26 protein-coding genes are annotated in these 26,496 nt (G+C 59.9%); 24 read left to right on the top strand and 2 right to left on the bottom strand.

The annotated features are described in order from the left end of the window. Nucleotides 1-75: 75 nt before the first annotated feature. Nucleotides 76-1,671, top strand: a complete 1,596-nt coding sequence (locus C7386_RS00565; RefSeq protein ID WP_116704631.1) for a trypsin-like peptidase domain-containing protein — start codon at nucleotides 76-78, stop codon at nucleotides 1,669-1,671. Between the two features lie 484 nt (nucleotides 1,672-2,155). Here C7386_RS00565 and C7386_RS00560 read toward each other — a convergent pair whose 3' ends face one another. Then, nucleotides 2,156-3,358 carry an ATP-binding protein gene (locus C7386_RS00560; protein ID WP_110435130.1) on the bottom strand — a complete coding sequence of 401 codons (1,203 nt, stop codon included), beginning with the start codon at nucleotides 3,356-3,358 and terminating at the stop codon, nucleotides 2,156-2,158. A 110-nt stretch (nucleotides 3,359-3,468) separates the two neighbouring features. Next, nucleotides 3,469-3,666, bottom strand: coding sequence for a hypothetical protein (locus C7386_RS13340; RefSeq protein WP_116704630.1), 198 nt, complete (start codon nucleotides 3,664-3,666; stop codon nucleotides 3,469-3,471). Between the two features lie 95 nt (nucleotides 3,667-3,761). Between C7386_RS13340 and C7386_RS00550 the strand changes: the two genes are divergently transcribed. The 23 genes from C7386_RS00550 (at nucleotide 3,762) to pknB (ending at nucleotide 26,496) form a co-directional block, all read left to right on the top strand. Continuing rightward, nucleotides 3,762-4,010: a putative Se/S carrier-like protein gene (locus tag C7386_RS00550; RefSeq protein WP_158576187.1), complete on the top strand. Its 249-nt coding sequence runs from the start codon at nucleotides 3,762-3,764 to the stop codon at nucleotides 4,008-4,010. A 1-nt stretch (nucleotide 4,011) separates the two neighbouring features. Further along, nucleotides 4,012-5,139: an aminotransferase class V-fold PLP-dependent enzyme gene (locus C7386_RS00545; protein WP_110435128.1), complete on the top strand. Its 1,128-nt coding sequence runs from the start codon at nucleotides 4,012-4,014 to the stop codon at nucleotides 5,137-5,139. Nucleotides 5,140-5,314: 175 nt separating this feature from the next. Continuing rightward, a complete protein-coding gene (cdaA, locus tag C7386_RS00540) occupies nucleotides 5,315-6,175 on the top strand; it encodes a diadenylate cyclase CdaA (RefSeq protein ID WP_110435127.1) in 861 nt (286 codons plus the stop codon). Then, a complete protein-coding gene (locus tag C7386_RS00535) occupies nucleotides 6,172-7,542 on the top strand; it encodes a CdaR family protein (RefSeq protein ID WP_116704629.1) in 1,371 nt (456 codons plus the stop codon). The genes cdaA and C7386_RS00535 overlap by 4 nt, the downstream gene beginning before the upstream one ends. 5 nt (nucleotides 7,543-7,547) lie before the next feature. Beyond that, complete coding sequence (locus C7386_RS00530) at nucleotides 7,548-9,119, top strand: NAD(P)/FAD-dependent oxidoreductase (RefSeq protein WP_318261169.1); 1,572 nt, start codon at nucleotides 7,548-7,550, stop codon at nucleotides 9,117-9,119. A gap of 234 nt (nucleotides 9,120-9,353) precedes the next feature. After that, nucleotides 9,354-9,767: a SoxR reducing system RseC family protein gene (locus C7386_RS00525; protein WP_116704627.1), complete on the top strand. Its 414-nt coding sequence runs from the start codon at nucleotides 9,354-9,356 to the stop codon at nucleotides 9,765-9,767. Nucleotides 9,768-9,966: 199 nt separating this feature from the next. Beyond that, entirely contained in the window at nucleotides 9,967-10,899 is a 933-nt protein-coding gene (locus C7386_RS00520; RefSeq protein ID WP_133241556.1) for a DUF5685 family protein, read from the top strand. Then, a complete protein-coding gene (locus C7386_RS00515) occupies nucleotides 10,886-11,518 on the top strand; it encodes a J domain-containing protein (protein WP_110435122.1) in 633 nt (210 codons plus the stop codon). The genes C7386_RS00520 and C7386_RS00515 overlap by 14 nt, the downstream gene beginning before the upstream one ends. 1 nt (nucleotide 11,519) lies before the next feature. Beyond that, a complete protein-coding gene (locus C7386_RS00510; protein WP_110435121.1) occupies nucleotides 11,520-12,026 on the top strand; it encodes a hypothetical protein in 507 nt (168 codons plus the stop codon). An 18-nt stretch (nucleotides 12,027-12,044) separates the two neighbouring features. Then, complete coding sequence (locus C7386_RS00505) at nucleotides 12,045-12,920, top strand: YicC/YloC family endoribonuclease (protein ID WP_110435120.1); 876 nt, start codon at nucleotides 12,045-12,047, stop codon at nucleotides 12,918-12,920. 30 nt (nucleotides 12,921-12,950) lie between these two features. Beyond that, entirely contained in the window at nucleotides 12,951-13,214 is a 264-nt protein-coding gene (locus C7386_RS00500) for a DUF370 domain-containing protein (protein WP_110435119.1), read from the top strand. Continuing rightward, nucleotides 13,207-13,764 (top strand): guanylate kinase, encoded by a 558-nt coding sequence (gene gmk, locus C7386_RS00495; protein ID WP_110435118.1) that lies wholly within the window; start codon nucleotides 13,207-13,209, stop codon nucleotides 13,762-13,764. Before C7386_RS00500 ends, gmk begins: the two co-directional genes overlap by 8 nt. Nucleotides 13,765-13,841: 77 nt before the next feature. Next, nucleotides 13,842-14,240 (top strand): DNA-directed RNA polymerase subunit omega, encoded by a 399-nt coding sequence (gene rpoZ / locus C7386_RS00490; RefSeq protein WP_110435117.1) that lies wholly within the window; start codon nucleotides 13,842-13,844, stop codon nucleotides 14,238-14,240. Between the two features lie 3 nt (nucleotides 14,241-14,243). Further along, entirely contained in the window at nucleotides 14,244-15,437 is a 1,194-nt protein-coding gene (gene coaBC / locus C7386_RS00485) for a bifunctional phosphopantothenoylcysteine decarboxylase/phosphopantothenate--cysteine ligase CoaBC (RefSeq protein ID WP_116704625.1), read from the top strand. Nucleotides 15,438-15,732: 295 nt separating this feature from the next. After that, nucleotides 15,733-18,183 carry a replication restart helicase PriA gene (gene priA / locus C7386_RS00480; protein WP_116704624.1) on the top strand — a complete coding sequence of 817 codons (2,451 nt, stop codon included), beginning with the start codon at nucleotides 15,733-15,735 and terminating at the stop codon, nucleotides 18,181-18,183. Nucleotides 18,184-18,218: 35 nt separating this feature from the next. Then, nucleotides 18,219-18,818 carry a GNAT family N-acetyltransferase gene (locus C7386_RS00475; RefSeq protein WP_110435114.1) on the top strand — a complete coding sequence of 200 codons (600 nt, stop codon included), beginning with the start codon at nucleotides 18,219-18,221 and terminating at the stop codon, nucleotides 18,816-18,818. A 4-nt stretch (nucleotides 18,819-18,822) separates the two neighbouring features. Then, nucleotides 18,823-19,314 (top strand): peptide deformylase, encoded by a 492-nt coding sequence (def, locus tag C7386_RS00470; RefSeq protein ID WP_116704623.1) that lies wholly within the window; start codon nucleotides 18,823-18,825, stop codon nucleotides 19,312-19,314. Continuing rightward, nucleotides 19,314-20,240: a methionyl-tRNA formyltransferase gene (gene fmt / locus C7386_RS00465; protein WP_116704622.1), complete on the top strand. Its 927-nt coding sequence runs from the start codon at nucleotides 19,314-19,316 to the stop codon at nucleotides 20,238-20,240. Before def ends, fmt begins: the two co-directional genes overlap by 1 nt. 77 nt (nucleotides 20,241-20,317) lie before the next feature. Further along, nucleotides 20,318-21,031 (top strand): zinc metallopeptidase, encoded by a 714-nt coding sequence (locus C7386_RS00460; RefSeq protein ID WP_116704621.1) that lies wholly within the window; start codon nucleotides 20,318-20,320, stop codon nucleotides 21,029-21,031. Then, nucleotides 21,021-22,370: a 16S rRNA (cytosine(967)-C(5))-methyltransferase RsmB gene (gene rsmB, locus C7386_RS00455; RefSeq protein ID WP_110435110.1), complete on the top strand. Its 1,350-nt coding sequence runs from the start codon at nucleotides 21,021-21,023 to the stop codon at nucleotides 22,368-22,370. The genes C7386_RS00460 and rsmB overlap by 11 nt, the downstream gene beginning before the upstream one ends. 167 nt (nucleotides 22,371-22,537) lie before the next feature. Next, nucleotides 22,538-23,587 (top strand): dual-specificity RNA methyltransferase RlmN, encoded by a 1,050-nt coding sequence (rlmN, locus tag C7386_RS00450; protein ID WP_110435109.1) that lies wholly within the window; start codon nucleotides 22,538-22,540, stop codon nucleotides 23,585-23,587. Between the two features lie 44 nt (nucleotides 23,588-23,631). After that, nucleotides 23,632-24,384, top strand: a complete 753-nt coding sequence (locus C7386_RS00445; RefSeq protein ID WP_110435108.1) for a Stp1/IreP family PP2C-type Ser/Thr phosphatase — start codon at nucleotides 23,632-23,634, stop codon at nucleotides 24,382-24,384. Between the two features lie 6 nt (nucleotides 24,385-24,390). Next, a complete protein-coding gene (gene pknB / locus C7386_RS00440) occupies nucleotides 24,391-26,496 on the top strand; it encodes a Stk1 family PASTA domain-containing Ser/Thr kinase (RefSeq protein WP_116704620.1) in 2,106 nt (701 codons plus the stop codon).

Raw genomic sequence — 26,496 nt, 5'->3', positions numbered from 1 at the left:
CATTGAGACACTATGATAGAAGCATCAACAGAGGGAACGGAATGTTCCCGCGAATAACAACAGGAGGTCAGTATCATGGACGACTTCAACATGGACAACAAAACACCGCTGAACAGCAGCGATCAGAATAACGAACAGCCGGCCGCCGAAACCCGGAACACTGCACCGCAGAACGAGCAGCCCGCACAGGCTCCGCAGGCGGAACAGCCCGCACAGGCTCCGCAGAGCGAGCAGCCGATGCAGCAGCCGCAGGCGGAACAGTCTGCACAGGCACCGCAGAGCGAGCAGCCGCAGGCAGAAGAGCCGCGCACGCCGTTCCAGACGCCGGTGCAGCATCCGGAGTTCCGTCAGGCGCAGCAGCAGACCGGCTTCGGCGAGGTTCCGCCGATGAGCCAGAAGCCGCACACCCCGAAGAATAAAAAGCACAGCAGAGGCTTAGCGCTCGGTCTGTGCGGCGTAGCAGCCGCGTGCCTGCTGTTTGCAGGCGGCGCAGTTGTCGGCAATATGGCGTTCGGCGGCAATGCAAACAGCGATTCGGGCACTTCGGCATCAACCTCGGATTCCGCACCGACGCTGCAGATCAACAGCAAGCCGGAGTCTGATTCGAGCAATTCCTCGGACAACTACGACACCGTGGACGGCATGGCCGGTGAGGATATCTACAAAAAGGTCAATCCGTCGGTCGTATCGGTTATCTCTACCACCTCGGAGGGCACGGGCAGCGGCTCGGGCGTCATCATGAGCAAGGACGGCTACATCATCACCAACAACCACGTTGTGGACGGCGCGCAGTCGGTTTCCGTACAGCTGAGCGACGGCACCTCTCTTGATGCCGAGATCATCGGTACGGATGAGCAGACCGATCTTGCGGTCATCAAGGTAACGCCGACAAGCGACCTGACCGCCGCAGAGTTCGGTGACTCGGATGAGCTGGAGCCGGGCGAGTATGCCTATGCGATCGGTTCTCCCGGCGGCGTACAGTTTGCGAACACCATCACCGGCGGCCGTATTTCCGCCATCAACCGCGATCTGACCGTCAATGACCGTGTTATGACGCTGATTCAGACCGATGCTTCCATCAACAACGGCAACTCCGGCGGCGCACTGATCAATAAGTACGGTCAGGTGGTCGGCATCACGTCCGCTAAGCTGTCCGGCAATGCGTTCGGCAGCGCCACCGTTGAGGGCATGGGCTTTGCCATCCCGATCAACACCGCCAAGGATATTGTTGATGAGCTGATTCAGAACGGTTATGTTTCCGGCCGTCCGTCCATCGGCATCACCGGCCAGAACGTCGAGTCCGCGGACGGCAAGGTGTCCGGCGTGCAGGTATATTCCATTGATTCCCGCGCAAAGGCAGCCAGTGAGGGTCTGCAGGTCGGTGATGTCATCACCGCCGTTGACGGTACCCCGACCCCGGACATGGATAAGGTAAACGAACTCAAGCAGGACAAGAAGGCCGGCGACAAGCTGACGCTGAGCGTATACCGCATTTCGACCGGCAAGACGCTCAATATCACCATCACGCTGACCGATTCGCACGACCTTGAGGGCGATGACCCGAATGCCCAGACCCAGCAGAGCCAGAGCAGCCAGAACGATAATTCGCAGCAGAATGACGGCTACGGCAGCTATGGATTCTCCAGTCCGTTTGGTTCGTTCGGCTGGTAATAAATAATTGAGAATTGAAAATGGAGAATGGAGAATTGATGTAACGGTCAGCCATTCTCCATTTTTTATAGAGCGGTATCCCGTAGGGTGCGACAAGGTGAATTGCGGCAACGCCGCAAGAGAAGGTGCCCTGGGGTACGACCTCGGCGCACCGTGTAAACCATCTGCACATGCTATATCGTAGGGGCGCACAGTGTGCGCCCACAGCACGACCGGAGCCTGTGCAAGGAACGACCCAAACCGCTTGATTTGACGTTGCGTGGGAGCACACTGTGCTCCCCTATGGGTTAGATTCTACCAATCGTTAGATGCGGTGCGCCGAGGTCGGCGCACCCTACGGTAGAGCGTATGCAATACCCAAAACATTCCGAAACAACGGAAATGATTCCACAATAGCAACAAAACGCAGACCTATGATTTTAAGGTCTGCGTTTTGTTTTATTTAGATGCAGAAATGAAAAATGAAATCATTCTCCATTTTCAATTACTTCCCGTACTGCTCCGCCAGCTGCTGACTGATAAACTGTCTTGCGGTACGCGGCGAACGTCCGTTACGGCGCAGCGCGAAGCGCTCTGCAAGCAGGTGCAGCTCGTCGATATCAAGGTTCAGGTCGTTCTCCTTGGCCAGCTGCTCGACAATGTATAGATACTCGTCCTTATCCGGCACGGAGAAGGTGATCTCCAGACCGAAACGGTCGGACAGCGAGGTAACGGTCTCGAGGGTATCGCGCACGCGCACCTCATCGCCCTGACGGTCGGCCATGCTCTCGCGGATGAGATGACGGCGGTTGGACGTTGCGTAAATGACCAGATTGGACGGCTTTCCGGCCAGACCGCCCTCGATGAACGCCTTGAGCGCGGCAAAGTTGTCATCCTCGCTGCTGAAGGTCAGGTCGTCGAGGAATACGATGAAACGGAACGGCGAACGCAGGGTCTGCTCAAACAGCTTGGGGAAATTCGTGATCTGCCGCGGAGACATCTCGATGATCTTCAGGCCGCGGTCGGCGTACTCGTTGGCAACCGCCTTGACGGTCGAGGACTTGCCGGTGCCCTTGTCGCCGTAGAGCAGGATGTTGTTGGCGTCGCGTCCGTCGAGGAAGGCAAGCGTGTTTTTGAGGATTTTCTGCTTCTGCATCTCGTAGCCGGGCAGGTCGTGCAGACGGATGGCATCGGGATGCACGATCGGGGTCGCCGAGCCGTCGTCCTGCATGGCAAACGCCGAGGACTGTGCGAAGAAGCCATAGCCCTCCTCACGGTAGTAATCGGCAAGCTCTGCGCCGGTGGAGAACGGAAGCGAGTCTGCGGCCTCGAAGTCCGGCAGATCCTCGAGGGCAGGCTCGTAGAACTTGTCCGCTGCGGCGGACTTGAAGGCTTCGCCGTCGAGCGCGAGCAGAGCGTTCAGCACGTCCAGATCGTGGGTTGCGGCGTTGAGCACAGCCGCTTCCGGTGCGTTGATGGTATCGGTCAGGGTGTTGGTGTCAAAGTGCACGGCGTCGAGCACTGCCTGCGCGATATCGCCGCAGGAGAAGCGTGTCGCGCACAGTGCGCCGTAGCGGTCGGCAAAGTCGGCGGCTGTGCCGTCGAGCGCGGTCAGCGTGTCGCCGTAGGCGCGCACCAGCGGATGGGAAAGCAGTCCGCGCAGCACGGAAAGCGCGCGCAGACGCAGGGAAAGGGCGGAAAGCTCCATTGTTTTCAACTCCAGTCGGGATTGTAGTTTATAACCTAATCAGCATAGCACACTTTTCCGCTCATTTCAACATAGTATGAGGGGAGAAACCTTAGGGCAACACCGCGCAATTAAAGCTGCGGCTCCTTGTGCAGGCTCCGGTCGCGCTGCCGCGGTTCCTTGCGCAGGCTCCGGTCGCGCTGCCGCGGCTCCTTGTGCAGGCTCCGGTCGCACTGCCGTGGCGCTTTGCGGAAATTTTGTGCCCTGACTTTGGCTTCGGTTCCTTGCGCGAGTTCCGTCCGCGCTGCCGAAGTTTCACGGTAATACATCAAGTATTACCGCAAAACTGCGCCTCGTCAGTCCGCAAAATTTACTCACAAATCGCTCTTGTTCAATTATGCGGTATTGCCTTAGTTTCTCAGAATTGGGAGGGAGGAGTGCCCTTATGGGCGGTTATGCGCTGTTGATCTGCCGCAGTCAGACCGAGGCCATCGGCCTGCGGCGGCATTTGGCGCGGTTGGGTGTACCGGGAGAGGTCGCGCGCCCGCCGCGTCACGAACGAACCGAATCCTGCGGATGGGCGGTGCGCGTGAGCGCGCAGCAGGCGGACTGGGCTGTGCATCGGCTGCGGCAGCTTGGTGCGCCGCCGTGCCGCGTGCTGCGGGAGGACTGACATGATCTATCTGGATAATGCTGCCACCACCTTGTATAAGCCGCGGGCGGTCGAGCAGGCGGTTCGCCGTGCGATGTACGGCGCGGCAGGCTACGCACGAGGCGGCTACGCGGCAGCCGATCGAGCGGGAGAGCTGGTGTACGCCTGCCGGGAGCAGGCAGCGGCGCTGTTCGGCGTGGGCGAGCCGGAGCGAGTCATTTTCACGCTGAACGCCACGCATGCGCTGAATATTGCGATAAATGCGCTCGTAAAACCGGATTCCCGCGTCATTGTGAGCGGTTACGAGCACAATGCGGTCATGCGGCCGCTGACGGCTCGAAATATCGAGCCGACCGTGCTGGATACGCCGCTGTGGGACGGCGCGGCTATGGTTTCTGCGCTGAAACAGGCGCTGGAACACGGTGCCGACCTGATGATACTCAGCCACGTTTCCAACGTGTTCGGCAGCATTGCGCCGCTGGACGAAATCGCGGAATTGCTGACGGCGGCAGGCGTGCCGCTCATCCTGGATGCGTCGCAGTCGGCGGGCGTGGCAGAGATTGACGTAAAGCGCTATCCGTGTCTTGCGGCGGTGTGCATGCCCGGACACAAGGCGCTGTACGGACCGATGGGCACGGGCATTCTGCTGGCGCTCGACGACCGGATTGCCGCGAAGCCGCTGCTGACCGGAGGAACGGGCAGTCTGTCCGAGGAGATGCGCCAGCCGGATTTTCTGCCGGATGCGCTCGAGAGCGGCACGCCGAACGTGCCCGGCATCGCGGGTCTCGCGGCGGGCATCGCCTTTGTCCGGGCGGTCACGCCGGCGCACATTGCCGGGCAGGAGAGACGGCTGGTGCATGAGCTTGCCCGTGCGCTCTCCCGCGAAAGCAAAATCGAGTGCTTTGCCGGAAAGGAGCAGACCGGCGTGCTGTCCTTCCGCGTTCCCGGTACGCCGAGTGAGGTGCTTGCGGATATGCTCTCGGACGAGGGGGTGTGCACCCGGGCGGGGCTGCACTGTGCGCCGCTCGCGCACCGGACGGCGGGCACGGAGGACACCGGAACCGTGCGGCTGTCCCTGTCGTTCTACTCGACGGCGCGGCAGCTGGAGCAGGCCGCAGACAAAGTTTGCAGATTGGTAAAAAAACTGTGAACACGCTATACAGAAAGCCGGATTTGTGGTAGTATAAGTAAGGTAAAACATGGTGTTTGCGTGCAATCTGCTGCGTGCATCCGCAAATGCCCGCGAATATGAGGAACAAGTTAGGATAGGTGACAAAATGGGAGCGCTGCAAAATGTATTCTCACCGAATTTATCATGGCGGACCATGATAAGTTCGTTTTTCAGTGCGTTTGATCAATTCCGCACAATGACGCCGATCGACGTGGTGGATATCCTCGTCGTGGCGTATATCATTTACCGTGTTATGAAGCTGCTGAAGGATACCAGCGCCGCACGACTGGCCAAGGGTATTCTTATTCTGGTGCTTATCATGCTGTTCGCCAGCTTCCTGCATCTGACCATGATCTCGTGGCTGCTGCGCAACGCGCTCAGCGTCGGCGTATTCGCCGTTGTGGTCATTTTTCAGCCGGAGCTGCGCCGTCTGCTCGAGCAGATTGGCAAGGGCAACCTCAGCCGCATGCTGATTCCGGATACCGACCCGGATGTGGTAGAGAGCATGATCGTTGCAACCGTTTCCGCGTGCGCGGATATGTCCAGGACCAAGACCGGCGCGCTCATCGTGTTCGAGCGCAAGGAGCGTCTCGGTGAGATCATCGCCACCGGCACGAGAGTGGACGCGGCACCGTCTGCCGAGCTGATCAAGAACATTTTCTTCAAGAACAGCCCGCTGCATGACGGCGCCATGATCGTCCGTGCCGGACGGGTGTGCGCTGCAGGCTGCGTGCTGCCGCTTTCCGGCAATCAGGGTCTGTCGCGCGACCTCGGCACGCGCCACCGCGCGGCTGTCGGCATGAGCGAGACCGCGGACAGCGTGCTCGTTGTCGTCTCCGAGGAGACCGGCGCGATCTCTGTCGCCATCGGCGGCATGCTCAAGCGCCATCTGTCGCCCGAGATTCTGCAGAAGATGCTCGAGAGCGAGCTGCTCGGCGATGAACTCAGGAGCAAAAACGATAAAAGCCGTATTGCCGCCATCCGCGACAAGTGGAAGGGAGGCGCCGGCAAGTGAAGAAGAATTTTCTGAAAAAGCAGGATTTTCTGCTGAAGATCCTGTCACTGGCGCTGTCTATCGTTCTGTGGGCAGTTGTTATGGATGTTGACAATCCGGAGCGTAACATGCGCTTTGACGATGTGCCGGTGCGTATCATCGGTGCATCCCAGCTGAAAGCAGCGACCGGTCTGGAACTCATCGAGGGCGAGGACACAACGGTCACCGTCAGTCTGCGCGGTCAGAGCAAGAGCGTCGGCGAGGTCCGCGTCAGCCAGATCACCGCAACAGTGGATATCTCGGGTCTGACCGAGGCGAATGAATACGATCTTCCGGTCACCGTGTCGGTCAGCAAGTCCGGTGTGGAGACCAACTATGTCAATCCCGGCAAGGTGCACGTCCGCGTGGACCGCGTGGAGAGCAAGGATGTTCCGGTCGAGGTCAATGTGACCGGCACGCCGGACGACGGCTACCGCGCAGGCAAGCCGACCACGGCAACCAAGAAGGTCACCGTTTCCGGTCCGGCAACCGATCTGGCGCAGGTGTCCAAGGCGGTTGCAACCGTGGATGTTACCGGCCGCAATTCCTCGCTGGCCGACTACGAATGCAGGGTAACCCTGTATGATCAGGACGGTGCGGCGTTCACCTCGAACTATATCACCAGCCAGACCGAAAAGATCAAGGTTTCGGTTCCGATCTACCGCGTCAACAACATTCCGCTGACCGTCACCCTCAAGGACGGCGGCAGCCTGACGCAGAATCAGGTACAGTGCGTCATCGACCCGGAGAACGTAGAGGTTATCGCGAGCAATCAGGCGGTGCTGAGCGACATTAAGGAGATCAACCTCGGTGAGATCGACCTCGGCAGCGTCCACACGGGCACGCCGATCTCCATGTCCATCAAGGATAAGCTGCCGAGCGGCGTTTCGCTCGTCAGCGGTCAGCCGGAAACGGCAAACGTCACCATCTCGGTGGACGGTGTTGCGACCCGCAAGGTTCAGGTCTCCAAGTTCGCGTGGAACGACACCGCGCAGGAGAATACGCCGTACACGGTCAACATCCTCACCAAGTCGGTCGAGATGGAGCTGCGCGGCAGTGAAAGCCAACTGCAGAAGGTCGATGTGAATAACCTGTCCATCGGTCTGACCTACGATTCGGTATCGCTCGGCGTCGGCAGGCACACGGTCAAGGGCGTGGCTACGACCGTCGGTCTGCCGAGCGGCGTAACGCTCGTCGAGGAGGATATCGAGGTCGAGATTGAGATCACCGACCCGCATGTGTCGGATGAGACGATCACCTCGGATAAGACAGACAGCACAGACGATACGGACAGCACGGTCGCAGAGCCGACCGTGCACCGTACAAGGAAGGGCGGTGGCAGCCAGTGAGCCTGATGGTAACCGGCATCCGTCTGCCGTTTGATCTGCCGGAGCAGGCCGCCGTTGCGGAGGCACGCCGGCTGACCGGTCTGACGGCAAACGACATACAAGCGGCGGTCTGCCGCGTCAGCATTGACGCGCGGCGCGGACAGATCAGCCGGGTATATTCGGTGCGTCTGGACGCGCCGTTCGACGAAAAGGCATTTGCGGAAAAACTGCAAATGCCCTTCGTGCGTTATAAACCCAATACGAAAATCGTCATTCCGCACGGCGAAAAGCGGCTCGAGCACCGTCCGGTGGTGGTCGGTCTCGGCCCTGCGGGACTGTTCGCCGCCTATGTGCTGGCAAAGCACGGCTACCGTCCGCTCGTGCTCGAGCGCGGCGGAGATCTGGACGAGCGCGACAAGGTTGTGGATGCGTTCTGGAAGGGCGGTGCGCTCGATACCGACTGCAATATCCAGTTCGGTGAGGGCGGCGCCGGCGCCTACTCGGACGGCAAGCTGACCACGCGCATCGGTGATCCGCTGTGCGACAACGTGCTGGAAATCCTTGCCGCGCACGGTGCTCCGGCGGATATCGTCAAAAAGGCGAAGCCGCACGTCGGCACGGATATCCTCAAGAATGTAGTTCGTGAAATGCGCTGCGAGATCATCAAAAACGGCGGTGAAGTGCGCTTCCGCACGCAGCTGACCGGCATTTCGATGAAAAACGGCGTGCTCACCGCCGTGCAGGCAGACGGGCAGGACATCGCCTGCGAGCGGGCGGTGCTGGCCATCGGCCACTCGGCGCGCGACACCTTTGCCGCGCTGCACGGAAACGGCGTGTACTTTGAGCCGAAGGCGTTCTCTGTGGGCGTGCGCATCGAGCACCTGCAGACCGAGATCGACCGCGCTCTGTACGGAAAGGCGGCGGGACATCCCATGCTGCCGCCTGCGGAGTACAATCTCTCGCGCAGAGCTGACGGACGCGCGTGCTATTCCTTCTGCATGTGCCCGGGCGGCGTGGTCGTTGCGGCACAGAGCGAGGAGAACACGGTCGTCACCAACGGCATGAGCTATCATGCGCGCGACGGCAAAAACGCCAACGCGGCGCTTGCCGTGTCGGTTGACCCGAAGGACTACGACGACGGCACGCCGTTCGGCGGCGTGGCGCTGCAGCGCCGGATCGAGCACGCGGCGTACGCGCAGACCGGCTCGTATCGTGCGCCGTGCCAGAAGGTCGGGGATTTTCTGAATGGCAAGCCGACCCGAAAACTCGGTGCGGTCAAGCCCAGCTATCCCATCGGCGTGGAGCTGGGAGAGGCGGCAGCCTGCCTGCCGGACTTCGCGCAGACCATGCTTCGGGACAGTCTGCCGTATTTCGGCAGAAAAATCCGCGGCTACGACACAGCGGACGCGCTGCTGACCGGTCCGGAAACGCGGACCTCGTCTCCGGTGCGCATGACGCGCGGCGAGGACCTGTTCGGACTCGGCTGCAGCGGCATCATTCCGTGCGGCGAAGGCGCCGGATACGCGGGCGGCATCATGTCCGCCGCCGTGGACGGTATCCGCGCGGCGTTTCGGATCATGCAGGAATTTACCAATTAAGAACAATTTGAATTTACTCCGTAGGGCGGGCTGCCCTCAGCCTGCCGCTTGTAAATTCATCTGCACGATTTACCTCGTAGGGGAGCACAGTGTGCTCCCACGCTATGGTTATATGGGTGCGTGGGCGAACACTGTTCGCCCCTACGGTTACACGGGTGCAGATTGTTTATACGGCGGGGTGAGGGCAGCCCGCCCTACGAAAAAGAAAAATCATACGTTTATGGAGAGGATAAAATGACCCAACAGGGAACCATCAAAAAGCTGCTGCCGAACGGTCTGGCAGAGGTCGAGGTAACGCGCCGCTCGGCGTGCGGCCATGACTGTGCCAAGTGCGGCGGCTGCGGCGGTCTGGAAACTCAGACGCTTTACGTTACCGCACGCAATCACGCGCATGCGTCCGTCGGCGACCGCGTGCTGCTCGAGGGCGAGACCAGGCAGGTGCTCGGCTTTGCCGTGCTCGTGTATCTGCTGCCGCTCGTGCTGTTTTTTGTCGGCTACGGCGTCGGCGCAGGAATGAAACTTGGCGGCGGACTGTCCGCGCTCATCGGCGGCGTGCTGTTCGTCGTCGGCATTCTGGCGGCGATGTGGTACAGCCATAAGCTGAAGCTCAGAAACGAAGCGCCGTTTGCCATTACCGAGCGGCTCTAAGAAATAGAGTCTGGAATAGAGTGAAGAGATTGTCTGGATTTGGCGTTTCACCATGGAAGCAAGCAAATCTCCACTCTTCACTCTCCACTCTTCACTCTGATTGAAGGGGTTTCGCGACAGCTCCTTTTAATTTTTTATGAATTTTCGCCAATTTTCCGCGTTCGCCCTTGTCAGATACGCAAAAGTTCGGTAAAATAGATTGAATACGAAAGTCCGTGCACACCGCACGGCGGGAAAGGGCTATGCGATGTTTGGCTTTATCCGTCCGGTGAAGGCCGAGCTGCGGGTGAAGGAGGCTGACCGTTTTCAGCAGGTTTACTGCGGCTTATGCCACGCGATCCGCGCAGAATACGGCAGATTTTACACCTTGTTTTTAAGCTACGATATGACGTTTTTTGCACTTGTTGCAGGAAGTGAGGAGGCGGAGACTGCTCCGCCGTGCAGAAAACGATGCGACGCTTCTCTGTTTCGGCGGAAAAGCTGCGCCGAGACAGACGATGCACTTCGTCTGGCGGCGGACGCGAGCATCCTGCTGACCTATCACAAGTTTCAGGATGACCTGGCGGACGAAAAGGGCGCGAAACGCGCGCTTGCGGCGCTGCTGTGCCGCCTCGGCCGCCGGGGCTATGAGAAGGCGCGCGCACGCATGCCCGAAGCGGATGAGGACATCCGGCAGGCGCTCGAGGATCTGCGCCGCCTGGAGGCGGAACGCTGCCCGTCCATGGACCGTGCGGCGGATACGTCCTCGCGCATGACAGCTGCCGTTGTGCCGCGCACCGGAGACACCCGCGAGCGTATTCTGCACCAGATGTTCTACCAGATCGGCAGGTGGATCTACCTTGTCGATGCGGTGCAGGACATCCAAAAGGATATGGAAGAGAACAGCTACAATCCGGTCGTTCTGCGGTACGAGCTGCAAACGCCGGACATCTCTGCGGTAAGGGAACCGCTCGAGCGCACGCTCGAACGCTCACTGGCGGATATCTGCATGGCGTTTGACCTGCTGAGTCCCCGGAGAGATGCGGACCTGATCCGCAATATCATTTTTCTTGGTATGCCGACCGTCACCCGACAGGTACTGAACGGCACCTACCAGACGAACGAAGGAAGGGGCAAACATGGATCCCTATAAAGTGCTCGGTGTAACACCGCAAACAAGTGATGATGACGTCAAGCGCGCGTACCGCGAACTGGCGCGCAAGTATCATCCGGATAACTATGTAAACAATCCGCTGGCAGATTTGGCCGAAACCCGCATGAAGGAGATCAACGAAGCGTACGACATGATCATGAACGAACGCAGGAATCCGGCGGGAGGCAGCAGCGGACAGCAGCAGAGCTATGGCGGCGCATACAACGGTCAGCAGTACGGCGGCTATCAGCAGCGCACCTACACCGGTGCGAATGCTGCGCTGTACAGTCAGGTGCGGCAGGCCATCAATCAGGGTAACCTCGGCATGGCGGAGGCGCTGCTGCAGCGTGCGGCAGGACGGGATGCGGAGTGGTTCTATCTGACCGGCACGGTATACTACCGCAAGGGCTGGTACGATGAGGCCGCCCGCGCGTACACGCAGGCGTGTCAGATGGACCCGAACAACGCGGAGTACCAGCACGCGCTGCAGAACCTCCATCTGTCCGGCGGCTACGGCGGCTACCGGCCCATGCAGGAGACAAGCATGTGCGACTGCTGTGTGCAGACGCTCATCTGCAACTGCTGCCTGAACATGTGCTGCGGCGGAGGCGGCTGCTGATATGAGCACGCGCGAGATCGCCCGCGGCGGACTTCTGGCAGCGGCGGCCACGGCGTGGCTGTATTTCGGCGGTGTGATGCCGCAGATCGGACCGGCGGCCTGCCTGATAGCAGGTGCGGCCTCAGCGATACCGCTGCTGCGCCGCGCGAACATAAAAACGGCTGGGCTGCTGTACCTCGTCACCTCGGTACTGGGACTGCTGCTGACACCGCGCAAGCTGATCGCGGCGGCCTATGTGCTGCTGTTCGGCCTGTACCCGATCGTGAAATATCTGATCGAGTGCCGTCTGCCGGTCTTCACGCAGCTGAGCGGCAAGCTGGCGTATTTTAACATTGTGCTGGTGCTCGCGGCCGTTCTGGTAAGCTGCGGTCTGTTTCCGCAGGTGCAGATGCCGGGTATTTTCCGGCTTGCCGGACTGTGGATCGCGGCAAATATCGGCTTTATTGTATATGATATCGGGTTGTCAAAGGTGATCGCGCTGCTGCGCCGCACCCTGCCGCCCGAATAAGAAGGGAAAGAGATATCTATGAAGAGTATGACCGGCTACGGACGTGCCAAGCAGGAACTGCACGGCAGAACCATCACAGCAGAGCTGCGTGCGGTCAACCACCGCTATCTGGACTGCACGGTAAAGGCTCCGCGTCAGTACGGCTTTCTGGATGATGCCGTGAAAAAGGCTGCCGCGGCGCGCATTGCACGCGGCAAGGTTGAGGTTTACATCGGCGTGGAGACGCAGGAGGGCGGCGACATTGCGGTTACGGTGAACCATGCGGTCGCGGAGCACTATCTGGCGGCGCTGCATGAGCTGGCCGACAGGTACGGTCTGCGCGATGACGTGAGCGTGATGAGTCTGGCGAAGCTGCCGGACGTGCTCGGCTCCGAGCGCATCGAGCAGGACGCGGACGAGATGACCCGCGATGTGCTGTCCGTCTTTGGCGAAGCCTGCGACAATTTCGACGAAATGCGTACCCGCGAGGGTGCAAAGCTGGCTGAGGATGTGCGAAACCGCGCGTCCGAGATCGAGCGCATGGTCGGTGAGGTGGAGGTCCGCTCGCCGGAGCGCGTGCGCGAGTACCGCGAGAAGCTGCTCGCCCGCATGAAGGAGGTGCTGGCGGATACGTCCATCGACGAGACCCGCATCGTCACCGAGGCGGCCATCTACGCGGACAAGACCGCCGTGGACGAGGAGACCGTGCGTCTGCGCAGCCATCTGCAGCAGCTGGACGGCATGCTGAATGAGGTCAAGCCGGTCGGCCGCAAGCTGGATTTCCTTGTGCAGGAAATGAACCGCGAGACCAATACCATCGGCTCCAAGGCAAACGATGTGTCCATGGCGCAGATCGTGGTCAATATCAAGAGCGAAATTGAAAAAATCCGCGAACAGATTCAGAATATCGAGTAATTTACAGTATATCGAGGAGTGAGGTCAGCGATGAAGCTCATCAATATCGGATTTGGCAATATGGTCGCTTCGTCGCGGCTGATCGCCATTGTCAGCCCGGAATCCGCACCGGTCAAGCGCACCGTGCAGGAGGCCCGCGACCGCGGCATGGTCGTGGACGGCACCTACGGCAGACGCACCCGCGCCGTGCTCATCATGGACAGCGACCATGTGGTGCTCAGTGCTCTGCAGCCGGAGACCGTTGCGGCTCGTTTTGCGGGCGAGACCGAGGAAGGAGAACCAGAAGATGCGTAAGGGAACGTTGTATGTATTCACCGGACCGTCCGGTGCAGGCAAGGGCACAGTGCTGTCCAGGCTGCTGAGCGAGGACGAGAAGCTGTTCTTCTCGATCTCTGCGACGACCCGTGCGCCGCGTCCGGGAGAAAAGGACGGCGTACAGTATTATTTCCTCACGAAAGAGGACTTTGAGGCGAAGATCGCCGCCAATGCGTTCCTCGAGCACGCGAAGTACGTTGATAACTACTACGGCACGCTGGAGGCTCCGGTGAACGAAAAGCTGGAGGCCGGCTATGATGTTATCCTCGAGATCGAGGTGCAGGGCGCGATGCAGGTGCATGAAAAGCGTCCGGATGCCGTGATGGTGTTCATTGCGCCGCCGTCGTTCGAGGAACTCGCCAACCGTCTGCGCGGACGCGGCACCGAGGACGAAGCCAAGGTGCAGAAGCGTCTGGAAACGGCGAAGGGCGAGCTTGCGCAGCAGGATAAATTCGATTACGTCGTCGTAAACGACACGGTGGAGCGTGCGGTTGAAGAATTGCACGGCATTCTCGCCAAGCGTCGATAAGCGACATTATGACATTATATAAACAGAAACTTTCATAAAATAAAACTATATCTGGTAAATAAGGAGAACTGATTACTATGCTGAACCCTTCTATGCAGGAACTGATGAAACGAGTAGGCAACCGCTATCTGCTGGTAAACCTGGCAGCGCAGCGTGCCCGCGATATTGCCGATGAGGCAGAGGAAAAGGGCGAGCCGCTGCCGGACAAGGCTGTTAAGCTGGCGCTCGATGAGATCGCAGCCGGCAAGATCGTTTACCGTCCGGGTCCGCGTGTGGAGACTGCCATTCCGCAGAACAATGCCATTGCAGCCGCTATGGTTGACGTGGACGACACCCTTGATCTGGATGAGGACGAGGAGCACACCGACTCCGAGGCTGACGAGGACAAGAATGAGAATGCGGACGAGGTGCGCCGCCTGAACGAGTTTGACGACGGCTCTCTGAGCGACGGTGACATTCCGGAGGAGGACCTCTAAGCCATGCGTTTTGCAGGGAAAACGGTCGTTCTGTGCGTGACGGGCGGCATTGCGGCCTATAAAGCTGCCGATCTCACCAGCAAGCTGCACCAGAACGGTGCGACTGTCCATGTGCTGATGACCGAGTCCGCGACCCAGTTTATCGCGCCGATGACGTTTGAAACACTGTCCGGCAACCGCGCGGTCGTGAATACGTTCGACCGCAGCTTTCCGTGGGAGGTGGAGCATATTTCGCTCGCGAAGGCGGCTGACGTGTTTGTTATCGCACCCGCGACCGCCAACGTCATCGCCAAGGCGGCGCACGGCATCGCGGACGACATGGTGACGACCACGCTGCTTGCCACCAAGGCGCCGGTCGTTGTGGCTCCCGCGATGAACACCGGCATGTATGACAATCCGGTGACGCAGGAGAACCTCGCCACGCTGAGAAAGCGCGGCTTCCACATCATCGAGCCGGACGCAGGCCACCTCGCCTGCGGCGACAGCGGACGCGGCAAGCTGCCGGACACGCCCACGCTCCTCTGGGGCATTGAAAAGGCACTGACCGAGCAGGATCTGGCAGGCAGGCACGTTCTTGTTACCGCCGGCCCGACACAGGAGGCCATGGATCCGGTTCGGTTCCTGTCCAACCACTCCACCGGCAAAATGGGTTACGCGATCGCAGCCCGCGCAGCCATGCGCGGCGCTGACGCAACGCTCGTTTCCGGACCGACCGCGCTCGATACGCCGCACGGTGTCACGCGCGTGGATATTGTTTCCGCGCGGGATATGTACGACGCGGTGACGAGCCGCGCACCCGAGCAGGATTTTATCATCAAGGCTGCCGCCGTCGGTGATTACCGTCCGGCGCAGACTGCGGATGAAAAGCTCAAAAAGGGTGACGGCGAGATGAATATCGAACTGACCCGCAATCCGGATATTCTCGCCGCACTCGGCAAGGATAAAAAGTCGGGACAGCTGTTGTGCGGCTTTGCGATGGAGACGCAGAACCTTCTCGATAACGCCGAGAGCAAGCTGCGCCGCAAGAACTGCGATATGCTTGTAGCGAATTCGCTGCGCGATAAGGGTGCGGGCTTCGGTACGGATACCAATGTGGCTACCTTGCTGTTCAAGGACGGACACCGAGAGACCCCGCCGATGATGAGCAAGGAAGCACTTGCTGACCTGATTCTTGACCGACTGCTCTCTATGAAATAATTAGTAGTTAGTAATTAGGAATTAGTAATTATGCGAAGGCAGATGTTTTCGTAATTATCGTAGGGTGCGACGACCTCGGCGCACCGTATCTAACGATTGGCACAATCTTCACCGTAGGGGCGGTCATTGGCCGCCCACGCCCATTTAACGATAATGTGGGAGGTCACTGACCTCCCCTACGGGCTACATAGTGCCAATGAATTTACATACGGTGCGCCGAGTCGTCGCACCCTACGGTATAACGAAATCCACATCGTAAAATTGATAAGAAAGATGAGAAAGGTTGGTGTGTTCCATGGCGGAAAAAATCTGTGCAGTCGCTGTGGATGCAGCGACCTACGCCATCGACAAGCTATATTCTTACCGTGTGCCGGACGAGCTGCGGGAACAGGTGCAGATCGGCACCCGCGTTCTCGTGCCGTTCGGCTTTGGCAATAAACGGGCGGAAGCGGTGGTGCTCGCCTTCCGCGAGGATGCGGGCGAGTTCAAGCTCAAGCCCATCGTGGAGGTGCTGGACGAAACGCCGATTCTGACCGCCGAGCAGCTGAGACTCGCGGCGTGGATGCGGGAGAGATTGTACTGCACCTACTTCGACTGTGTACACGCGATGCTGCCCGCCGGCTTGTGGTTCAAGCGAAACGAGACGTACACGCTCGCGCCGGACGCGGATTTGGCGGCTCTGCGGGAGCGGGACGGCGAAGCCGGTCAGGTGCTGGCGCTGTTTGAGCAGCCGGGACAGACGCTCTCGGTGAGCGAGATACGCGATCGGCTCGGCAAAGGCGCGGGACAGACGCTGGACGCGCTGGCAGGCGAGGGAATCCTCATCTACCACAGCAATACGGCGCAGAAAACCGGCGATAAGACCGAAAAAATGCTCCGTCTGGACATGGAAGCAAGTGAAGCCATGTCGCATATCAGCCGCCGCAGTCCGGCGCGGATGGACGTGGTGTCGCTGCTGTCGGACGGCGGTGCGATGAGCCAGAAGGAAATCGTCTACATGACCGGCGTGAGCGACGCCGCGCTGCGCGACATGACGAAAAAGGGCATCCTCCGCGCGGAATACGAGGAAGTGCTGCGCGCACCGGACTTTTCCGAGGTGCCGCGCGCCGCGGCGCCCGTGCTCTCTGCCGCACAGCAGCAGGCGTATGACGGCATGGCGGCGCTGATGGACGAAAACGCGCCTCGTGCCGCGCTCCTGTTCGGCGTGACCGGCAGCGGCAAGACGCAGGTGTACCTGCAGCTGATCGCGCACGCGCTCGAGCAGGGAAAGAGCGCCATTGTGCTCGTGCCCGAAATTGGACTGACACCGCAGCTTCTGCGGCAGTTTGCGGCTCGATTTGGCGAAGAAGTCGCGGTTCTGCACTCGGCGCTGTCCGCCGGTGAGCGGTACGACAGCTTCAAGAAGATAAAAACCGGCAGAGCAAGGGTGGTCATCGGCACACGCTCGGCGGTGTTCGCGCCCGCGAAAAACCTCGGCGTTATCATCATCGACGAGGAGCAGGACGCGGCGTACCGCTCGGAGCAGTCGCCGCGCTACCATGCGCGGGATGTGGCAAAGTACCGCGCGGCGCAGACGGACGCGCTGCTCGTGCTCGGTTCGGCAACGCCGTCTGTGGAAACCTATTACGGCGCAAAACAGGGAAAATACCCGGTTTTCACGCTCACCGAGCGGTTCCTCGGTGCCGGACTGCCCGAGGTCATCATCTCGGACATGCGCGGTCTGGCACGCGAGGGACGGAGCGGCATCATCGGACCTGACCTCGAGCGCGAACTGATCGGCACGCTCGAAAAGGGAAAGCAGGCCATCCTGTTCCTCAACCGGCGCGGCAACAGCCGCGTGATCGGCTGCGGCGTGTGCGGCTGGGTGCCCGAGTGCCCGTCCTGCTCGACCACCATGACCTACCATTCAGTGTCCGGCCGCGCGATGTGCCACTACTGCGGCGCATCCATCAAGATAACCGGCAAGTGCCCGCAGTGCGGCAGCACGAGCCTGTTCACCGAAACGCCCGGCACGCAGAAGCTGGAGGAGGAGCTGCATGAGCGGTTTCCGTCCGCGCGGGTGCTCCGCATGGACGCGGACACCATGACCGCCAAGGGCGCACACGAACGCCTGCTCACCCGGTTCGGCAAGGGCGAGGCGGACATCCTCATCGGCACGCAGATGGTGACAAAGGGACTGGATTTTGAGAACGTCACGCTGGTCGGTGTGCTGGACGCGGACCAGAGCCTGTATGCGCAGGACTACCGCGCACATGAGCGCACGTTTTCGCTCATCACGCAGGTGGTCGGCCGCGCCGGACGGCGATTTGACACCGGCCGCGCCGTGATCCAGACGTACAGTCCGCTGCATCCGGTCATCCTGACCGCCGCGCGGCAGGACTACGAGGCGTTCTACGAGAGCGAAATGCAGACGCGCGAAGCGCTTCGGTGCCCGCCCGTGTGCGACATCACCATGATAACCGCCGTCGGTGAACTGGAGCAGCAGGTGCTCAGCAGTCTGCTCGCGCTCAAAACGCGCCTGCAGAGCCTGATGGAAGGGCAGTTTGCCGATGTGAAAGCACCCGTGCTCGGCCCCGCCGCGGCGCAGATGGTCAAGGTGATGGGACGGTATCGCTACCACCTCACCATCCGCGCAAAGGACTGTGCAAGATGGCGCAAACTCATCTCGGGCGTGCTGCGGGAGTTTATGCAGGACGGTAAAAACCGGGGCGTTACTGTGTTCGCGGATTCCAATAATGAAATGTAGCAGTACTTGAGACCCCGGCAAAGAAGGTTAATTCAATGAGCAAATTTGTAATTCGCAAGGCAACAGAAAACGATGCAGAATCGCTTTTGAAGATTTACGAGCCTTACATAACGAATACAACTATCACGTTTGAATATGATGTGCCGACGGCTGAGGCGTTTGCGGACCGTATCCGCGAAACGGCAGCTGCGTTTCCGTATCTCGTCTGCGAGTGTGACGGCGTTATCATGGGTTACGCCTACGCGCACCGCATTCGTGAGCGCGCGGCCTACGACTGGGATGCGGAGCTTTCCATCTATCTGGCACAGGGCACCCACGGACATGGTGTGGGCACGACCGTGCTGGCGTGCCTGATCGACCTGCTCGAGCTGCAGGGGCTGCGCCACCTGTACAGCTGCGTGACCCTGCCGAACGAAAAGAGCATCCGCATGCAGCGCAGACTGGGCTTTGCGGACGCAGGCGTGTGGCACGACTCCGGCTGGAAGTTTGACGGCTGGCACGATGTGGCATGGCTGGAAAAGCATATCGGCAGCGGAAAACCGCAGCCGGTGACGCCGTTTCCGGCGCTCGATGAGAAAAATATACAGGAATGTTTACAAAAATACATGGATAAGCTGAATCAAGTGGAGGAATAAAACAATGGCACTGAGAAAGATTTTGACTGAGGGCGACGAGCAGCTGCTCAAGCACAGCCGCAAGGTAGAGAAGTTTGACGACCGTCTGCATACGCTGATCGACGACATGCGTGAGACGCTCGAGAACTCCGGCGGCGTTGGTCTGGCGGCACCGCAGGTCGGCATTCTGCGCCGCGTTGTTGTGCTGCTGGATGTGAACAAGGAGCCGGAGGAGATGGTCGAGCTGGTAAACCCGGAAGTCATCGAGCAGAAAGGCTCCGAGCGCGTTGTTGAGGGCTGCCTGTCCGTGCCGGGCGTTTACGGCTATGTTACCCGTCCGACCTGGGCGAAGATTCGCGCACAGGACCGTTTTGGCAACTGGTTCGAGCGCGAAGGCGAGGGCATTGTAGCGCAGTGCTTCTGCCACGAGACCGAGCATCTGGACGGCCATCTGTTCACCGAGAAGGTTGAGGAGTATATCGACCCGGAGGCAATGCAGGGTGGTGACGAGGAATAATGCGTATCGTATTCATGGGCACGCCGGACTTCGCCGTGCCGAGCCTGCAGGCGCTCATCGACGCCGGACATGACGTCTGCGCGGTGTACACGCAGCCGGATAAGCCGCAGGGCCGCAAGCAGATTCTCACTGCACCGCCGGTGAAAACGCTCGCACTCGAGCATGATATTCCGGTTTTTCAGCCGAATACCCTCAAAAATGAGGACGAGCAGGCGCGTCTGCGCGAGCTGGCACCCGAGGTTATCATCGTAGTGGCATACGGCAAGCTGCTGCCGAAGGCGGTTCTCGACATTCCGCCGCACGGCTGCATCAACGTGCACGGTTCGCTGCTGCCGCGCTGGCGCGGCGCCGCTCCGATTCAGTGGGCGGTCATCGCGGGCGATGAAATGGCAGGCGTTACCACCATGCAGATGGCGGAAGGTCTGGATACCGGCGATATGCTGCTCACCTATGAGACCAAGGTCGGTGAGAAGGAGACCGCAGGCGAACTTTTTGACCGCCTGGCACAGTCCGGCGCGGAACTTCTGACCGAAACGCTCGTCCAACTGGACGAGATCATCCCGCGCCCGCAGGACGATGCACAGAGCTGCTACGCCCATATGCTGGATAAGCAGATGGCGGTGATCGACTGGAGCAAGTCCGCACATGAAATCGACTGTCTGATTCGCGGACTGAATCCGTGGCCGATCGCGCTGACCACGCTTTCCGGCGAAAGACTGAAGGTGTTTGCCGCCGAAAAGGCAAACGGCAATGGCGAGCCGGGCACGGTGCTCGAAGCCAACCCGAAAAAGGGTCTGACCGTGGCGTGCGGAGAGGGCGCGCTGAGGCTGACCGAGATTCAGCTGGTCGGCGGTAAGAGAATGAAGGCGACGGACTTTCTGCGTGGGCACGCAATCGAAGTCGGCACTAAGCTGGGAGACGAATGAAAAAGCGTGAGGAGTGAAGAACGGAGAGGACGTAAGTTCCGATCTCCGATTCTCCGCTCCGGTATGGAGGTTTTCTTATGCCTTATCATGGTTACTACTACGGCATTGACATGTACTACATCGTACTGGTTCTGCCGTGCGTTTTATTTGCATTCTGGGCACAGAGCAAGGTAAACAGCACGTTTAACCGCTACTCGCGGGTGCAAAATCTGCGGGGACTGACCGGCGCACAGGCGGCGGAGGCGGTGCTGCGGTACAACGGCGTTTCCGGCGTGCGCATTGAGTACGTTTCCGGCAAGCTGACCGACCATTTTGACCCGAGAAGCAATGTTATTCGCTTATCGAGTGCGGTGTACTCGTCCACGTCGGTGGCGTCCATCGGCGTTGCCGCGCACGAGGCAGGGCACGCGGTGCAGTACGCCATCGGCTATGCGCCGATCAAGCTGCGCGCGGCGATCATCCCGCTGACGCAGTTCGGCTCGATGGCGGCGATGCCGCTGCTGATCCTCGGCCTGATCCTTAACACGAGCACGCTCGTCACGATCGGCATTGCGGCGTTCGGTCTTTCCACGCTGTTCCAGCTGGTGACCCTGCCGGTGGAGCTGGACGCATCCCGCCGCGCTTTGCAGACCATTCAGCAGAACGGCCTGCTGACCGCAGACGAGTACCCGATGGCGAAAAAGACGCTCACGGCGGCGGCGCTGACCTATGTTGCCGCGCTGGCGACATCGCTGGCACAGCTGCTGCGTTTGGTGCTGATTTTTGGAGGAAGAGACCGCAATGATAGATAAACGCCCCAAAACACCGCGTGAGGTGGCGGCGTTCTCGCTGTTTTCCATGGCAGAGGAGGCCGCCTGGTCGGATGGTGCGCTGCACCACTATTTATCCCGTGCGGGACTGGACAGCCGCGACGCGGCGCTGGCCTCGCGGCTGACCTACGGCACGGTGCAGAACCAAATTTTACTGGACTGGTACCTGCGGCACTTCTCGAGCGTGCGGCTGAAAAAGATCGCGCCGCGTGTGCTGGCGTGCCTGCGGATGGGTCTGTATCAGCTCATCCTGATGGACAAGATACCGGCGCATGCGGCGGTTGCCGAGGCGGTCGCGCTGGTCAAGCACTACGGCCACGCAAATGACCGCACGGTCGCCTTTGCCAATGCGGTGCTGAGAAATGCCGCAAATGCGGCGCAAAACGGCTCTTTGCCGCGCCTGAACTGCCCGGATAAGGAAAGCTACTACGCGCTGCAGTACAGCCACCCGGAGTGGCTCGTGCGCCTGCTTTCCGAGCAGTACGGCCAGAAGCTGACGCAGAAAATCTGTCAGGCGGATAACGCGGACGCGCCGATTTCGGTGCGCGTGAACACGATGAAATGCACGCCTGCCGAGGCTCAGGCAGAGCTGGAGGCCGCCGGACTGACCGTGCAGCCGCACGAGGCGTTCCCGGAAATCCTGCTGTGCAGCGGCGGAGACGCAGCCGCGCTTCCGGCGTTTATCGAGGGCCGTGTGACCGTGCAGGACGCGGCAAGCGCACTCGCGGCGGCGGTCGCTGACCCGAAACCGGGCAGCACCGTGCTCGACTGCTGCGCGGCGCCCGGCGGCAAGAGCTTTGCCATGGCTGAAAAAATGCAGGGGAAAGGCAGCGTCACCTCGTGCGATATTTACGAGCACAAGCTGAAGCGCATCCGCGACGGCGCAGCTCGCCTCGGACTGTCGAATATCCGCACCGAGCTGCAGGACGCATCGGTCTGCCGCGAGGAGTGGAAGGACAGCGCGGACGTTGTGCTGTGCGACGTGCCCTGCTCGGGACTGGGCATTATCCGCAAGAAACCCGAAATCCGGTTCAAGAATCCGGACGAAATCCGGACTTTACCGGAGATTCAGGCGAGAATCCTTGCAAACTGTGCACAGTATGTAAAGAAGGGCGGCACGCTCGTCTACTCGACCTGTACCATCCTGCAGCGGGAGAACGAGGACGTTGTCCGCGCGTTTCTCACCGAAAACCCGGAGTTTGAAGCGGTTTCGTGGACGCATCCGGTCTGCGGAGAGAGGGCAGACGGTATGGTGACGCTGCTGCCGCCCGTTCACAATACGGATGGATTCTTTATTGCGAAAATGCACCGGAAGGTTTAATAATGGAAAATTGAGAATGGAGAATTGAGAATTGTGGTATCGCGCAAAGCGCGATGATTCAATAACGGCGCTATGCGCCACACAGACGCAGCGCGGACGGAACTCGCGCAAGGATAGCGTCATTTTCCATTTTCCATTCTCAATTTTCAATTAAAAAGGTGAAAATAATGACTGAAATTAAATCATTATCAATAGATGAACTGAAAAGCGCTTTGAAGGAAATGGGCGAAAAGCCGTTCCGTGCGGGACAGATCTTCAAATGGCTTCACGAGGGTGTGGAGTCCTTTGAAGAGATGTCCAACTTATCCAAGGACTTACGGGCGCGTTTAGCGGAAAATTTCCTGCTGACCGTACCGGAGGTCGCCCGCAAGCAGGTGAGCCGCGTTGACGGCACGGTGAAATACTTATGGCGTCTGCGGGACGGCAACTGCGTGGAGTCCGTACTGATGCACTACGAGCACGGCGTGTCCGTCTGCGTTTCGACGCAGGTCGGCTGCCGGATGGGCTGCAAGTTCTGTGCGTCGGGACTCAACGGACGCACGCGCAGTCTGTCCGCAGGCGAGATTCTGGACGAAATCCTGTTCATGCAGAAGGACAGCGGCGAAAAGGTCTCCAACATTGTGCTGATGGGCACCGGCGAGCCGCTCGATAACTACGACAACGTGCTCAAATTCCTGCATCTGGTGAGCTGCCCGGAGGGAATCAACATCGGACAGCGCCATATCTCCTTGTCAACCAGCGGAATTGCTGATAGAATAGAGATGTTAGCACGGGAAAAGCTGCAGATCACGCTGTCCGTATCGCTGCACGCGCCGGATGACGAAACACGCTCGTCCATCATGCCGGTGAACGATGCGTATCCGGTCGAGCGCCTGATGAAGGCGTGCCGGTACTATTTCGACACCACCGGACGGCGCATTTCCTACGAGTACATGATGGCGCGCGACAAGACCGACCGCCCGTGGCAGGCCGACCTTCTGGCCAAGCTGCTGAAAGGAAGACCGGCGCACGTCAACCTCATTCCGCTGAATGAGGTGGCGGAAAGTCCGCTGAAGCCGTCCAGGCCGGAAACCGTCCGCAGGTTCCAGCAGGCGCTCGAGAAGCGCGGCGTTACCGCGACCGTGCGGCGCAAGCTGGGTCCGGATATTGATGCGGCCTGCGGTCAGCTCCGTCAGCGGCAGCTGAAGGAGGACGGAAAGAGCAGTTCTCGTGATTAACTTGAATATTCTCACATATAAACACAATCGAAGGAGGTTGTGAAATGGAATATTTCGGCTTGACCGATAAGGGACGGGTGCGCCCGACCAATCAGGATATTTTTCAGATCGAAGCGCGGGAGGACAACCAGACCGCGCTCCTCGTCGTGTGCGACGGCATGGGCGGTGCAAATGCGGGCAACGTAGCCAGCCGCTTCGCCGCGCAGAGTTTTATCGAGTCCGCGGGTGACGCTTTAAGCGGCACGCTGGACGAAACGGCTCGGCAGAACCTGCTGACGCAGGCGCTCAAGCAGGCGAACGAGACGGTTTTCTCTCTGGCGGGCAGGCAGCCGGAGTTCCGCGGCATGGGCACGACCCTGGTTGCCGCGCTCATTCAGGGCGACTGCGCGACCGTTATCAACGTGGGCGACAGCCGCGCGTACCGCTTTGACGGCGAAGCCATGCACCAGATCAGCGAGGACCACTCCTATGTGGAGGAAATGCGCCGCCGCGGCAAGATCACCGAGGCGGATGCGCGCACCCATCCGCAGAAAAACCTCATCACCCGTGCGGTAGGCGTGGAGCCGTGTGTCGAAGGCGACCTGTTTGAAGTGCGCCTGAACGAAAAGGACATGCTGCTGCTCTGCTCGGACGGTCTGACCGGCATGGCGGAGGACAGCCGGATCGCGGAGGTGCTGGCAAACGCGCCGACGCTCGAGCTGGCCGGTGACGCGCTGCTGCAGCTGGCGCTTGACGGCGGCGGCCGCGACAACATCACCGTTGCGCTGTTCACCCTCGGCAAAAAGCAGGGAGCGTGACGGACTATGGATAAATATATCGGCAGTATGCTCGGCGGACGCTATCAGATTGAGGAAATCGTCGGCGTCGGCGGCATGGCGGTCGTTTATCGGGCGCGGGATACCATTCTCGGGCGCGATGTGGCACTCAAGGTGCTCAAAAAAGAGTTCGCGGAGGACCCGGATATCCGCAAGCGGTTCTCCATTGAGTCGCGCGCCGTTGCCAAGCTGAGCCACCACAATATTGTTTCCGTGTTCGACGTCGGCAGCGAGGACGGCACGGATTATATCGTTATGGAGCTGATCGAGGGCATCACCCTCAAGCAGTATCTGCAGCGCAAGGGCCATCTGTCGTGGGAGGAGACCATTTTCTTCGCTGAGCAGGTTGCCCGCGCACTCATGCACGCACACTCGCGCGGCATCATCCATCAGGACGTTAAGCCGCAGAACGTTATCATCCTGCGGGACGGTACGGCAAAGCTGACCGATTTCGGCATTGCCTCGTTCGCTGCCGCGCAGGAGACCCGCGTGGTGCAGGAGGCCATCGGCTCGGTGCACTATATCTCGCCGGAGCAGGCCAAGGGCAGCAAGATCGACTACCGCACCGACCTGTACTCGCTCGGCGTGATGATGTACGAAATGCTGACCGGCAAGCTGCCGTTTGAGGGCGAAACCGCGCTCCAGATCGTCATGCAGCACATCAATGAGGTGCCGATCATCCCGAGTGCGTTTGTACCGGGCATCCCCAAGGGCATGGACGATATTGTCATGCACGCCATGAGTGCGCACATCAGCCGCCGGTATGAATCCGCGGAAAAGATGTACGAGGACATGGAGGTGCTGCGCTCTGACCCGAACGCACGCTTCCACTATGTGGCAAGCGAGGACAACTCGGGCGAGACGCAGATCATCGGCGCGGACATTCAGCGCGCGGCGCGCCGCAGTGCGGCAGAGCATGAAGCCGCTTCCGTTGAGGGCGCAGCTGCGCCGCGCACCCGCACCCGCACGCGCACGCAGACCCGCACCCGCACCGGTTTCCGCAAAAAGGAGCAGGATGAGCCGGACGGCTTTTTTGAAAAGCTGGCCGAGCGCCCGGGCATGGCGGTCGGCATGGCGGTCGGCGTGATCGCGGTGATCAGCCTGCTGCTGGTCGGCATTCTGGTCATCACCGGCGGCGGCGACAAGTCGGAAAAGATTATCGTGCCCGACCTCATCGGGCGCAATATCGACGAAGTGATGGCCGACCCGGATATAACCGACAACTTCACGGTGAAGGAAGCGACCGAACGGCAGGAATCCGACCGTCCGGTCGGTGAGATACTCGAGCAGGACCCGGACGGCGACGGCAGGAAAAAGGCCACAAAGGGTACGATCATCACGGTAACGGTATCCTCGGGCGGCGAAAACGTCAAGGATACCTACAAGGTGATCGACTTTACCGGCAAGACGCTCGATTATGTGCAGGCGGCGCTGGCGTCGCACGATATCAAGTGCGAGGTCGTTGAGGAATACAGCGACGACGTGGAGGAAGGCAAGGTCATCCGCACCGACCCGGAGGCGGGCGCCGAGCTGGAAAAGGGCGCGACGCTGACCGTCTATATCAGCAAGGGCAAGCAGAAGGACGATAACGAAAACGTTGCTGTGCCCGGTCTGCTCGGCATGACAAAGGACGATGCGGAAAAGGCCCTGACGGAAAAGGGTCTGTCCATCGGCTCGGTGAACGAGGTCGAGAGCACCGCTGAGGCCGGTTCGGTTGTATGGCAGTCGCAGGATGCGGGCGCGGAGGTCGCAAAGGGCACTGTCGTCAACATCCAGATCTCCAAGGGCAAGAGCACATCGAACAATAACTCGCCCGATAATAACAGCGGCGGCAATTCCGGCGGTCAGGACAACGGCGATGGCGACTACGATGATACGCCGAGCCTCGGCAGTGCGACCATTCCGGTTTCGCTGCCGGACAACACGGATACCGCGCATGTTATCATCTATGTGGACGGCGTAATCCAGTATGACGACACCTGCAGCACGAGCGGCGGCAGCACGTCCATCTCGGTGAGCGGCTCGGTGGGCGACCATGATGTTACGGTCAGCGTGGACGGTTCGACTACCTCGCAGACGTACACATTCAGTTAA

The sequence above is a fragment of the Agathobaculum butyriciproducens genome (assembly GCA_003096535.1).
Lineage (GTDB): Bacteria > Bacillota > Clostridia > Oscillospirales > Butyricicoccaceae > Agathobaculum > Agathobaculum butyriciproducens.
The sequence above is the reverse complement of the archived record's forward strand: the minus strand, read 5'-3'. Positions and strand labels throughout refer to the sequence as shown.